A 12,190-nucleotide genomic window follows, 5' to 3' on the forward strand; every position below is an offset into this window, starting at 1 on the left:
ATGACGCAGGACCCCGTGCTGATCGAGGTGATCGGCTCCGCGCTGTCGTCCATCGTGGAGGAGATGGGCGAGACGCTGGTGCGCGCCGCCTACTCGACGAACATCAAGGAACGCCGTGACTGCACGGCTTCGGTGTTCGACGCGGCGGGCCGGATGCTGGCGCAGGACGAAGGCGGCTCGCCGCTGCACCTCGGTTCGCTGATGGGCGTCGTCGACGAGATCACCCGCCGGTACCCGGCCGGGACGATCGACGAAGGCGACACCTTCATCGGCAACGACCCCTTCACCGGCGGCGGTTCGCACCTGCCGGACATCGTGCTGGTTTCGCCGGTGTTCCTCGACGGCGAGATCACCGCGTGGGTCGCGAACCTGGCGCACCACGCCGACTTCGGCGACCGCGGCCACGCGCACATCTTCCAGGAGGGCCTGCGCATCCCGCCGGTGCGGCTGCTGCGCCGCGGCGAGCTGCAGCAGGACCTGTTCGAGCTGATCCTGCTCAACTGCCAGGTCCCGCACGAGCGGCGGGCCGACCTGCGGGCGCAGATCGCGGCCAACCGGCTGGCCGTCACGCGGTACACCGAGCTGGCCGGGCGGTACGGCCGGGAGACCCTCGTCGCCGCGGGGGAGGCGCTGCTGGACTACACCGAACGCCGGACGCGCGCGGCCATCGCGAAGGTGCCGGACGGGGTGTACGAGTTCACCGACCGCTTCGACTGCCCGGAACTGGACGACGAACTCACCCTGGGCGTCACGGTGACCGTGCGCGGCGACGAGGTCGCGTTCGCCTTCACCGCGCCGCCGCAGGTGCGGGCGAGCGTCAACGTGGTCTGGACGGCGTTGTACGCCGCCGTCTACTACTCGCTGAAGACGCTGGTGGACCCGGACATCATCGCCAACGCCGGCCTGCACCGGCCGGTGACCATCACCGCGCCGGAGGCGTCGGTGCTCAACTGCGCCGAGCCCGCCGCCGTCAACGGCCGCAGCGAAACGTGCCAGCGCGTGGTCGACCTCATCCACGGCGCGCTCGCCGAAGCCGTGCCGGAGACGGTGACCGCGGCGAGCAACGGCGCCAACACCGGCGTCCACTTCTCCGGCGTCGATTCCCGCACCGGCCGGTACTTCGTGTACCTGGAGACGATCGGCGGCGGCTGCGGCGCCCGGCTCGGCAAGGACGGCCTGGACGGCGTCCAGGTGCACATGACCAACACCAGCAACCTGCCGGTCGAGGCCCTGGAGACCGAGTACCCGCTGGTGGTCGAGGAGTACGCGCTCATCGACGGCTCCGGCGGCGACGGCCGCACCCGCGGCGGGATGGGCATCCGGCGCACGGTCCGCGTCGAGGACTCCGACGTCCACTTCTGGCTCGACACCTCGCGGCAGCGCAGCCGGCCGTGGGGCCTGTTCGGCGGCGGACCGGGGGCGTCGGCGGGTGTGGAGCTATCCGAAGGGGCGCAACCGATTTCGCACGGTTATACGCGGCTGCAGCCCGGCGATCGCGTGTCGATCCTGACGGCGGGAGCGGGCGGCTACGGACCACCGTCCGAACGCGACCCGGAGCGGGTGCGCCGCGACGTCGCCGAGGGCCGGATCTCCGCCGAGCGCGCCCGCGAGATCTATCTGGAAGGGGAGTCGAACCGATGACCACGGACAAGCGGGTCGTCGTGGTGGGCGGGGGCGTGCTCGGCGTGTCGACCGCCGCCCACCTGCGGCGCGACGGTGCCGACGTCGTGCTGGTGACCGAGGGCGAGCTCGCGGACGGCGCGTCCGGGCGGTCGCTGGCCTGGCTCAACTCGGCCGGGTCGCGATCCGCGGCCTACCACGCACTCCGCGTCGCCGGGATCGACCGCTACCGCACGCTCTTCGCCGCCGATCCCGGCCGGGACTGGCTGCGCTTCGACGGCGGGCTGCACTGGGCCACCGGGTCCACAGTGGCGGAACGGCACCGGGCCGAGATCGCGCACGGCTACGAGTCCCACCTCCTCACCCCGGCCGAGGCGGCGGACCGGGAGCCGGGGATCACCGCGGAGGCCGTCGCCGGTCCCGCGGTGCACAACCCGGGCGAGGGCTGGGTTTCGCTGCCGCACCTGATCGAGCACCTCGCCGCCGAGCTCACCGGTCGGATCGTCACCGGGGCCGGGCGGGCCCACGTCGTCGTCGAGGGCGGCCGGGCCACCGGTGTCGTCACCGACGGCGGCCGCCGGTTCGACGCGGACGTCGTCGTCCTGGCGTGCGGCGCGGCGACCTCCGCGGTCGTCGCGGAGCTCGGCGTGCACATCCCGGACGCCTCGCCGCCCGCCATGCTGGTGCTGACCGAACCGGCCGGGCAGCGGGTGAAGAGCGTGCTGAACACCCCGCGCGTCGCGCTGCGCCCGCACCCCGGCGGCGCGCTGGCGCTGGACCACTCCTGGTACGAGGACCGGATTTCCGAGACCGCGGACGGCGAGTTCGCGATCGACGAGTCGGTCGTGAAGGAGCTGGTCGCCGAGGCCGCGGCGCTCCTGGCCGGGGACGTCGAGCTGACCGCGGCGTCCTGGAAGCTCGGCCGCAAACCGGTTCCCGGCGACGGCGAACCGGTCTTCGGCGAGCTCGCCGAGGTCCCCGGCTGCTTCGTCGGCTTCACCCACTCCGGCGCCACGCTCGGGCTCATCGCCGGGGAACTGCTGTCCCACGAAATCCGCACCGGTGCCCGGCACCCGATGCTCGAGCCGTTCCGCCCGGACCGGTTCCGGCCCTGACCGAGGAGAACCCGTGACCAGTAACGATGTGCACCGGACGACGGAGCCCGGGGCGGACCTGCGGTCCCGGCGGCGGGTGCTCCTGTCCGCGATGCTCGGCAACGTCGTGGAGTACTACGACTTCGGCCTCTACGGCACCCTCGCCGTGATCATCTCCCGGCAGTTCTTCCCCGCCGGGGACACGACGGCCGGGCTGCTGTCGACCTACGCCGGCGTCGTGCTCTCCTACGCGCTGCGGCCGCTGGCGGCGATGTTCCTCGGGCCGCTCGCCGACCTGAGAGGACGGCGGTTCGTCCTGCTGCTCACCATCGCCGTGATGAGCGTGGGCACCGCGGGCATCGGCCTGCTGCCCACCTACGCCGCGATCGGCATCGCCGCCCCGATCGTGCTGCTGTTCTGCCGGATCCTGCAAGGGATCGGGGCCAGCGTCGAGTACACGACGGCGGCGAACTTCATCTTCGAGCACGAGCGCGGCAACCGCCGCAACTACCTCGCCGGGCTCAGCGTGGCGTCCACTTCGGTCGGTCCGCTGCTGGCGACCCTGGTGTCCTACCTGGTGATCACGGCGATGCCGGCGGAGACGTTCAACAGCTGGGGCTGGCGGATCCCGTTCCTGCTGGCGATCCCGATGGCGCTGATCGGCATCTACATCCGGCGGCACGTCGAGGAGACCCCGCAGTTCCAGGAGATGGCCGAGCTCGCCGAGCGCAGCAAGGTCAAGCAGAAGCCGTTCCGCACCGCGGTGCGCGAGCACTGGGGCGCGATGCTGCGCGCGATCGGCCTGGGCGCCGGCCAGCGGGTCGGGTCGTTCGTGATCCAGGCCTACTTCGTCACCGCGATGGTGAAGGCCGGGTTCGCCGAGTCCAACGCGCTGCTGGCCTCGATCCTGACCTACGCCGTCGGCCCGATCCCGGCGATCTGGGGCGGCAAGCTCGCCGACCGCTACGGCGCGCGCATCCCGCTCGTCGTCGGCTACGGGCTGTTCGTGCTGCTGACCGTCCCGACGTTCCTGGCCATCGGCTCGGGGTCGCTCCTGCTGGCGGTGGTCGCGGTGGTGGCGTTCACGTTCATCAACAACTTCGTCGGCGCGCCGCTGACGACGGCCTACGTGATGAGCTTCCCGGCGGAGGTGCGGGCGAGCGCGTCGGCGCTGAACTACAACATCGGCACGACGGCGCTGGGCTCGACGGCCGGCCTGATCGCGGTGTGGCTGTTCGGCCTGACCGGGACGAACGCGACCTTCGGCTGGTACATGACCGGCGTCTGCGTGGTGTCGATCCTGGTGGCGCTGTTCGCGATGCCCGCGGCGGTCGACGAGCAGCGGCGCCAGTCGCTCGCGGGGGCCTGATGGACGCCGGGACCGTCGACGTGCTCGCGCGGCAGGCGCACTACGGGCGCAAGGAGCCGGTCGAGGCTGCGCGCGGCATGGTCGTGACGTCCCACCCGATCGCGGTGCGCGCGGGCGTCGAGGTGCTGCGCGAGGGCGGGACGGCGGCCGACGCCGCGCTGGCCGCCGCGGCGACGCAGCTGGTCGTCGAACCGCACATGACGGCCCTGACCGGCGGCCTGGAACTGCTGTACTGGGACGGGCGGGCGAGCTACCTCAACGGCAACGTCGCCGCGCCGCTCGCCCCGCTGCCCGGGTTCACGGGCGCGGACCTGACCACCGGCCGGGGCGTGCCGGTGCCCGGCTGGTGGCCCGCGTTCCGGGCGGCGCACGAACGGTTCGGCGCGCTGCCGCGGGAACGGCTGCTGCGCACGGCGATCCAGGTGGCCCGCGAGGGGTTCCCGGTCAACCCCTACCTGTTCGGCGAGATGTACGCCCACCGCGCCGAACTGGGCGCCCACGAGCAGTCGCGGGAGATGTTCCTGCCCGGCGGCAGCCTGGTCCCGCCCGGCGGCACGCTCCGGCAGGAGCGGCTCGCGCGCACGCTGGAACGGCTGCGGGACGAGGACCTGGACTACTACCTCGGCGGCTTCGCCACGGCGTTCGGCGCGGAGTGCCGCCGGGGCGGGGGAGTCGTCACCCCGGCGGACTTCGCGGGGTACGAGCCCCGGTGGTGCGAACCGCTGCGCGGCACCTACCGCGACATGGAGATCATCGCCTCCGCACCCCCGGACGACGGCGGCTGCCAGCTGATCGAGGCGCTGAACATGCTGGAGCTCACCGACCTGCGCGCGTGGGGTCCGGCGTGGGAGTCCGCCGAAACGCTGGACCTGCTGACGGCGGTGCACAACGAGGTGTACTACGCCCCACCGCGCACCGCCTCGGCGGACGTGGGAACGTTGCTGTCGAAGGACTACGCGGAGCGGCGGATGCACCGCCTCGGCCGGCGGCCGCCGGTGACGGCGGTGCCCACCCCGGGCACGATCCACGTCACGGTGGTCGACGCGGACCGCAACATCGCCTCGGTGACCCATTCGCACATGGCGTCCCCATGGGTGAACGGCCTGTACGCGGAAGGCTGCCAGCTGTCCGGCGGCGGCTCGTTCTTCCAGCGCGGGATGCCACAACCCGGCGAGCGTGCGACCGTCTACCTGGCACCGAACCTGGTGCTGCGGGACGGTGTTCCGGTGCTGGCTTCGGGATCGCCGTCGGTTTCGCTCGTCGCTTGCGTGCTGCAGAACTTGGTCAACGTCGTCGACTTCGGACTGTCCATAGCGGACTCGGTGGCGGCGCCGAGGTTCGGCGTCCGCCCGCACGAGCCCTCGGCGGGGTGGCTGCCCGGGGTGACGCTGGAGCACGGGTTCGCGGAACCGGTCGAGCGGGAGTTCCGGGCTCGCTGCGCCGAGCGCGGGTTGTGGTTGAAGGACCTCGGGCCGTGGCACTCGCTGACGGGGAACTTCGAGGGCGTGACCCTGCAGCCGGAGACGGGGTTGCTCCGCTCGTGCGCGGACCCGCGGCGCACTGGGGCCGCCGAGGGCTACTGACCCGGCTCCCAGCCGGCGCAGGTCCCGACGGCGAAGCCCCGGCTCGGGAAGACCCGGTCCATGAAGAACTCGTGGACGCCCGCGTCCTCGTCGGCGCAGCCGTCGGCCAGGACGGCCACGCGGTAGCCGCGGTCGGCGGCGTCGTAAGCCGTCGCCGCGACCATCGCGCTCGTGGCCACGCCCGTGATGGTCACCGTGTCCACGCCGCGGGCCCGGAGCACCAGGTCCAAGTCCGTGCCCGCGAACGCGCTCGCCCGGCGCTTGCGCACGACGACGTCCTCGGGCAGCACCGGCAGGGCGGGCTCGATGCCGGGCGAGCCCTCGTGGAAGACGTCTCCCGCCTCGAAGAAGGACTCGAAGAGGGCGTCGCCCGGGGGCAGGTCCGCGCGGTTGACGCGGAACGCCGTCTGGACGTGCACCACCAGCGCCCCGGCGGCGCGTGCCCGGGGCAGCAGCCCGGTCACCGGCGCCACCACCTGCCGCGTGAACGCGAACCGGTCCGTGATGCCCCGCTGGAGGTCTCCGACGATCAGTGCAGTGCTCATGCGGTCAGCTTCCCAGGGCGCGCAGCAGCCCCGTCCCGGGGTGGCAGCCCAGGTACTCGAACCGGGTCTGGTCCTGCTCGGCGACGGTGACCTCGTGGTACAGGCGCAGCCGGGCGGCCGGGCCCAGCGCCGACAGGTACTTCAGCGCCGCCCGGAAGATCGCCACGTGGGTCGGGTGGGACTCGGCCCAGGTTTCGAGGTCCTCGAGGCCGCGCCACCAGCTCATGCCGAACGTCTTGTCCGCCTCGCCGCCGTCTTCGGCCAGCACCCGCAGGTAGCGGTTCGCGTAGCAGCCGACCCGGAGCCCGTCGTCGCGGAGGAACTCCATGCCCGCGCGCAGCACGGGTTCGACGTCCTCGAGGTACATCCGGCGCTCGTCGCCGTCGGTTTCGGTCCACTCCTGGCCCGAGCGGATCAGGCACAGGTTGCCGTGGGGGACCACCGTCACCCGGTCGCCGTCCGAGTGCGCCGACACCGCGCCGGACGGAACCAGGTCGTCGGTCTGGGCCAGGGGCAGCCGGTCCCGGACGCCGCCCCAGTAGCCGTGCTCCCGGATCTCCCCGCTCAGCTCTTCGGCGGCGACGGCGATGCCTTCGACGCGGTCGTTGGAGAACAGCGTCTCGAACCGGTGCACCGTCGGCCGCACGACCTCGAGGAAGAACCCGGCGTCCGGGTGCGCCGGGCCGGCGGTCCAGAAGTCCGGCCACGACGCGAAGCCCGCCGGATCCGTCCAGTACCGGATTTCCACGGTCGTGTGGTAGCCGGCCTCGTCGACGTACCGCGCGCGTTCGCGGTGCGCCCCACCCGGCGTGTCCGCCAGGCGCGCCAGCGCCGCCTCGGCGACCGGCGGCGGCTCCGGCGACGCGTGCTGCACCCCGAAGTACGCCATGACGACCTGCCGCACCGAAGGGTCGAACCGCGCCGAGAACGACGGGTAGGGCGGCCGGAACGTCGCGGATTTGCGCCGCGGCCTGCCGCGCTCGACCGTCAGGTGGGCCGGGATCGCGGACTCCACGCCCGTCACGCCCCTTCGGGGACGAGGTCGACGTCCTCGAACTCCGGCGCTCCACTGTGGACGATCCGGGGCGTCGGCGCGAGGTTGACCTGCAGGCGGAACACGTCCGGGCGCGAGTAGTGGCCCACCGGGTCCGCCGCGGACTTGGCGATCGCGATCAGCGAGAAGTCCAGGTCCGCGAACAGCAATCCCTCCTCGGTCTCGGCCAACGGTGCCGCCAGCTCGCTGCCCTCGGGCCCGTAGACCCGCGCGAACCCGCCGCCCTTGAGCAGCAGCTGCTTCTTCGTGTCGTCGTCGCAGAACACCTCCTGGGCCGCGTCGCCGACCACCCCGCACGGCGCGAGCACGAAGGTCTGGCCTTCCACGGCGTACACCAGGCTCGCCGCGGTGTTGACCTCGGGACCGAGCGCCTGGGCGCCGCCGCGGTACACCGAGAAGCTCGGCCACGAGCCGACGTGGATCTGCTCGCCCAGGCTGTACATCGTGTACTTGGTCAGCGGCTGGAAGTGCTCCCAGCAGTTCAGCCCGCCGAGGCGGCCCAGCTTCGTGTCGTGCACCTGGAGGTCGCTGCCGTCGCCCTCGCCGAACACCGCGCGCTCGACGTGCGTCGGCTTGAGCTTGCGGCGGACCGACAGCACGCGGCCGGTGTCGTCGACGAAGGCCTGCGCCATGTACAGGCTGCCGCCCGACCGTTCGCTGAAGCCGAGGACGACGTGCACGCCGTGCTCGGCCGCGGCGGCCGCGATCCGCGTCATCTCGGCGCCGTCGCGGGTCATCGAGTTTTCGCTGTAGCCGGGCACGAACCGCATGCCCCAGGCGGGCGAGCCGAGCCAGATCCACCACGGGTAGCCCGGCAGGAAGGTCTCCGGGAACGCGATCAGCCGGGCCCCGCCGGCCGCGGCGCCGGCGATCAGGCCGACGACCTGGTCGACCCCCGCGGCCAGGTCCAGCCACTTCGGTTCCGCTTGGACAACGGCGACGCGCACCTGCTCGGTCATGCCCGGCCTCCTGGGTTCGTGGGTGCACCCAGGATCGGACGGCCACCCGCGGCCCGGACCGACAGCGCGTGCCGCCTCACTGACCGGACGTGCCGCGGAACTGCCCGGGCGTCTGGCCGGTCTCGGCGCGGAACACCCGGTAGAACTGGCGCTCCCCGGCGAACCCGCACGCGGTCGCGATCGACCCGAGCGGGCGGCCGCGATCGGCGCGCAGCAACGACTTCGCGTGCTCCACCCGGATGCGCCGCAGCTGCGCGCTCACCCCGTCGGGACCGCCGTCGAACAGCCGGTAGAGCGTCCGCCTCGAGACGAGGAACGCGTGGGCGACGTCGTCGACGGTGAGGCCGGGATCGGCGTGCCGGGCGTGCAGGAACGCCTGGACGCGCCGTCGGGTCAGGGCGTCGCCGCGCGGTGCCCGGCCGGCGGAGAGGGTGAGCGCGGCCGCCATCAGCCCGCGGCCCTGCGTCGCGAGGGCGGCGGCGCCGAGCGGGTCGGCCTGCTGGAGCCGCGCGAGACCGTGGAAGAACTGGGCGACGACCCCGGCGGTGCTCCGCGCGCCGAGTTTCGTCGCGGTGACGCCCCGCGCGTCCCGCAGCCCGGTCTCGGCGAGCATGTCCCGCAGCGGCACCTGCACGACGACCTGCTCGAAGGCGGCGTCGAAGTGGAGCGTGTACGGGCGGGTGCTGTCGTAGAGGGCCATCTCGCCGGGAACGAGTTCCGCGACCCGGCCGTCCTGCTCGATCCGGCCGCGGCCCCGGGTCTGGATGCTGGCGAGCAGGTACTCCTCACCGGCGCGCGCGATCAGCCGCGGAGTGCGGCGCACCCGCTGGCCGCCGGCGTGCACGGTCGTCATTTCGAAGGACCCGAGGTCGGCGTGGACCAGCTTGCCGTCGAACGGGCCGGGTGTGGTGGGCGTCGCGGAGAGCTGGACGAAGGTGTCGCAGATGAGGTCCCGCCAGTACTCGAAGGCGCGCGCGGCGGCGACCGCCGACGTCGACCAGACGTCGGCGGGCCCCAGGGGCGCCTCGCCGTCCACGGCGTCATGATGCGCCGCGGCACGTCGAGGACACCACCGCTTAGTCCTTCCGAGTGAACTTGAAGTTTCAATTTCTCACCCTTGGTAACGGCGGTGAGAGAGTCGCCGACCACCGCGACCTGCGGAAATGATCATTTCCGAGAGTGGTCGAGGCAACCGTGTCCTAACCCCATGCCGCCGTCGCCGCCGATGCCGGTTCCGAACCAGAGCAAGAACGGCCTCGGCACGGCCGGCTTCGTGCTCGGCCTGGTCTTCGGCATCGTCGGGACGCTGCGGGCGAACCGGGGCCAGGCGAGCAACAAGGGGCTGGCCATCACCGCCGTCCCCCGCCGCGGCGGCCCCGACCGCGGCCACGCCCGCCAAGCACACGGTGGTCCTGGAGGTCACGACGGCGGCGAAGTCCAACCTGCAGTGGAGCAGCGGGTTCAGCGCCAACTCCCAGGAGGTCCTGGAGAAGGGCAAGACCTGGACCCAGACGCTGACGATGGACGAGCTGGTGTTCACCTCGGTCACCGCCACCCCGGTCGACTTCAAGCTGGGCGCCAAGGACAACACGTGCAAGATCACCGTCGACGGCAAGACGGTCGTCGAACAGCACAACAGCATCGGCGCCATCTGCACCTACCGGCCCTGACCGCCCCGGATCAGTGCGGCCGCGGGCGGGTCAACCCCACCCGCGGGTAGCCGGACTTGCTGCGGAACCGGAACCGCTTCGCGTCCGGCGACCCGGCCGGCGCGGTGGCCAGGAGTAGCGACCGCGCCCTCTTCCCTCTCGGTCTTCCGATTCCCTTCGGTTCGAAACGGAATGGCCTCTTCCGCATGTGTTCGCCGCCGCCTCGAGCCGTGGTCCCGATAGCGGTGCGGTATTCCGCGCGCCGGTTCGCCGGCCCACCACGTGAAACGACTTGACTCGGCAGCACGCGTGTCCGACATGCCCGCCGTGACCGGCTCCGTAAGGGCCGAAAGTCGGGAAAAAGCGGGGCCGGATTTCGTTACAGGTCAATCGTGTGATCGTAAAAATGGTATTTCTCGCATTCTGGAACCCGGTGGCACAGATGTCGACATGTGTTCACTGCACACGAGAATGCACGTGCGCGCACCAGGCCGGTCCGGTTTACCGAGCTGATCGAGTGGATCGTTTCCGCAGTTCCCGGCGGTGACCAAGAATGTGGTGATGATCCTTTTCGCAATGGGCTCCGCTTGGCCGGCCCCGGTCTGCGATCCGTGCGTTTGAGACCGGATTGCGGTGGGAAGCCTGCATCGGCGGCGGAACGGCCGCAGGTACCGGGAAGCGCGGAGCTCGCGGCCGGAGTGGCGGAGGGAGACGGGGCGAACGGACAGTCCGGCTGGTCGGCGCGCCGAATGTCGTGGCGCGGATTCGTGCTGCCCGATTGCGGTATCCGGTTCGGTCGTCGCTCGTTCACGTTCTGGAATAGTGTCGGTAATGTCGCGACGGGGAGTGTTCGTGAATGCGGATCGGGCGCCGATCGAATCCCACTATTGGCGGTACTGACGATCACGGTGCGCTTGGCAGCGTAAGTGTTCCAGCCGGGCGGGAAGTCGCAGGCTGACGGGGGACGCAAACGGTGGGTGCGCGCAATTCACGGCGCCGCCGACACGAAGCTCGAAAGGTTCGCTCATATGCAGTCCGACAGAGATGTCCTCGACCGGCGGGCGGGCACCCGGCCGGTGCCGGCGGCCCGGCTGGACGCGCTCCTCGCGGGGCTCGTCCGCCGGTTCCGGGTGCCGGGGGCGCAGCTCGCGGTGTGGCAGGGTGACGAAGCCGCCGTGGTGCGGGCCGGGGTCCGGCAGCACGGCAAAGCCGGGGCGATGCTCGCCGCTTCCGCGGTCCCGGTCGGCTCGATCACCAAGCTGGTCACCGCGACGCTCGCGATGGTGCTCGTCGCGGACGACGACCTCGACCTGGACGAACCCGTCGGCGACGTCCTGGGGGTCTCCGGGCTGCCCGCCGGGCTGACCACCCGGCGGCTGCTGAGCCACACCAGCGGTCTCCCGTCCGACCCGGCCGACCTCGCCGGCTCGGTGCTGAAGGAAGTGCGCGCCGCCGCGCCCGTCTGTCCACCCGGGACCGCCTTCTCGTACTCGAACCTCGGCTACGCGCTGGTCGGCGAGGTGATCGAGGCGGTGACCGGGATGGGCTGGCGCGAGGCCGCCCAGGCGATCGTCCTGCGCCCGCTGGGGATCCAGACCGTCTTCGTCGACGACCCGGGTGTCGTGTCCGGGCACGCCGGCGACCGCCCGGTCGAGCAGATCCTGCCGCCGATGCTCGACCCCGCCGGAGCGCTCGCGATGAGCGCCGCCGACCTCGTCACGCTCGGCCGGGTCCACCTCGGGAAGCCGGGCCTGCTCGACGTCGTCACCGCGGCCGACATGCACCGGCGCGTCCCGGCCGCCGAGCCGTTCGGCCTGGCCGACGGCTGGGGGCTCGGCATCGCCTGCTTCGGCGACCCCGACAACGGCTGGCTCGGGCACGACGGCACCGCCGACGGCACCTCCTGCCACCTGCGGATCGACCAGGCCGGCGCCTGCGTGGTCGCCCTCACCACCAACGGCACCACCGGGGCGGACCTGTGGCACGCGCTGGCCGGCGAGCTCGCCGAACTCGGCATCGACGTCCCCTCCCGCGCCGCTCGGGCAGCGGAAACGACGCGCGTGGTGCCGGTGCCGCCCGGCGACTTCGGCACGTACCGCAACGGGTCCATCGACTACGTGATCACGGCCGACCGCCTCGTCGTCGACGGTGAGGTGTTCCCCGAGCTGGTGCTCCACGACGACCGGACGTTCACCGTCCGCGATCCGGCGACCGGCCGGGTCACCCCGTGCGGCCGGTTCCGCGGCGAGCCCGGCGCCTCGGCCGCGGTCGAAATCGGCGGCCGCCTGGCCGGGCGCCGCTGACGCAAGCCCCTGTC

Annotated in this window: 10 protein-coding genes; 6 read left to right on the top strand and 4 right to left on the bottom strand. The window is 72.2% G+C overall.

Translation table 11 applies throughout. The features are described 5' to 3' along the window. The 4 genes from AB0J40_RS03990 to AB0J40_RS04005 are packed head-to-tail and all read left to right on the top strand — an operon-like array spanning nt 1 to nt 5,666. Nucleotides 1-1,641, top strand: a complete 1,641-nt coding sequence (locus tag AB0J40_RS03990; protein WP_364447124.1) for a hydantoinase B/oxoprolinase family protein — start codon at nt 1-3, stop codon at nt 1,639-1,641. Then, nucleotides 1,638-2,735: an FAD-binding oxidoreductase gene (locus AB0J40_RS03995; RefSeq protein WP_364447127.1), complete on the top strand. Its 1,098-nt coding sequence runs from the start codon at nt 1,638-1,640 to the stop codon at nt 2,733-2,735. The genes AB0J40_RS03990 and AB0J40_RS03995 overlap by 4 nt, the downstream gene beginning before the upstream one ends. 13 nt (nt 2,736-2,748) lie before the next feature. Next, nucleotides 2,749-4,083, top strand: a complete 1,335-nt coding sequence (locus tag AB0J40_RS04000; RefSeq protein ID WP_364447130.1) for an MFS transporter — start codon at nt 2,749-2,751, stop codon at nt 4,081-4,083. Beyond that, complete coding sequence (locus tag AB0J40_RS04005) at nt 4,083-5,666, top strand: gamma-glutamyltransferase (protein ID WP_364447132.1); 1,584 nt, start codon at nt 4,083-4,085, stop codon at nt 5,664-5,666. Before AB0J40_RS04000 ends, AB0J40_RS04005 begins: the two co-directional genes overlap by 1 nt. On the opposite strand, the gene AB0J40_RS04010 is transcribed toward AB0J40_RS04005, so the two are convergent. The 4 genes from AB0J40_RS04010 to AB0J40_RS04025 all read right to left on the bottom strand — a co-directional run bounded on the left by AB0J40_RS04010 (nt 5,660) and on the right by AB0J40_RS04025 (nt 9,260). Beyond that, nucleotides 5,660-6,211 carry an isochorismatase family cysteine hydrolase gene (locus AB0J40_RS04010; protein WP_364447134.1) on the bottom strand — a complete coding sequence of 184 codons (552 nt, stop codon included), beginning with the start codon at nt 6,209-6,211 and terminating at the stop codon, nt 5,660-5,662. The two genes, AB0J40_RS04005 and AB0J40_RS04010, sit on opposite strands and share 7 nt — an antisense overlap. A gap of 4 nt (nt 6,212-6,215) precedes the next feature. Continuing rightward, nucleotides 6,216-7,226 (bottom strand): phenylacetaldoxime dehydratase family protein, encoded by a 1,011-nt coding sequence (locus AB0J40_RS04015; protein WP_364447137.1) that lies wholly within the window; start codon nt 7,224-7,226, stop codon nt 6,216-6,218. Between the two features lie 5 nt (nt 7,227-7,231). Beyond that, nucleotides 7,232-8,224, bottom strand: coding sequence for a carbon-nitrogen hydrolase family protein (locus AB0J40_RS04020; RefSeq protein WP_364447140.1), 993 nt, complete (start codon nt 8,222-8,224; stop codon nt 7,232-7,234). 76 nt (nt 8,225-8,300) lie between these two features. Further along, nucleotides 8,301-9,260: a helix-turn-helix domain-containing protein gene (locus AB0J40_RS04025; protein WP_364447143.1), complete on the bottom strand. Its 960-nt coding sequence runs from the start codon at nt 9,258-9,260 to the stop codon at nt 8,301-8,303. 370 nt (nt 9,261-9,630) lie between these two features. On the opposite strand from AB0J40_RS04025, the gene AB0J40_RS04030 reads away from it, so the two are divergent. Beyond that, complete coding sequence (locus tag AB0J40_RS04030; protein WP_364447146.1) at nt 9,631-9,894, top strand: hypothetical protein; 264 nt, start codon at nt 9,631-9,633, stop codon at nt 9,892-9,894. Nucleotides 9,895-10,901: 1,007 nt separating this feature from the next. Beyond that, nucleotides 10,902-12,176, top strand: coding sequence for a serine hydrolase domain-containing protein (locus AB0J40_RS04035; RefSeq protein WP_364447149.1), 1,275 nt, complete (start codon nt 10,902-10,904; stop codon nt 12,174-12,176). Nucleotides 12,177-12,190: the final 14 nt, after the last annotated feature.

The organism is Amycolatopsis sp. NPDC049691 (assembly GCF_040675005.1).
Lineage (GTDB): Bacteria > Actinomycetota > Actinomycetes > Mycobacteriales > Pseudonocardiaceae > Amycolatopsis.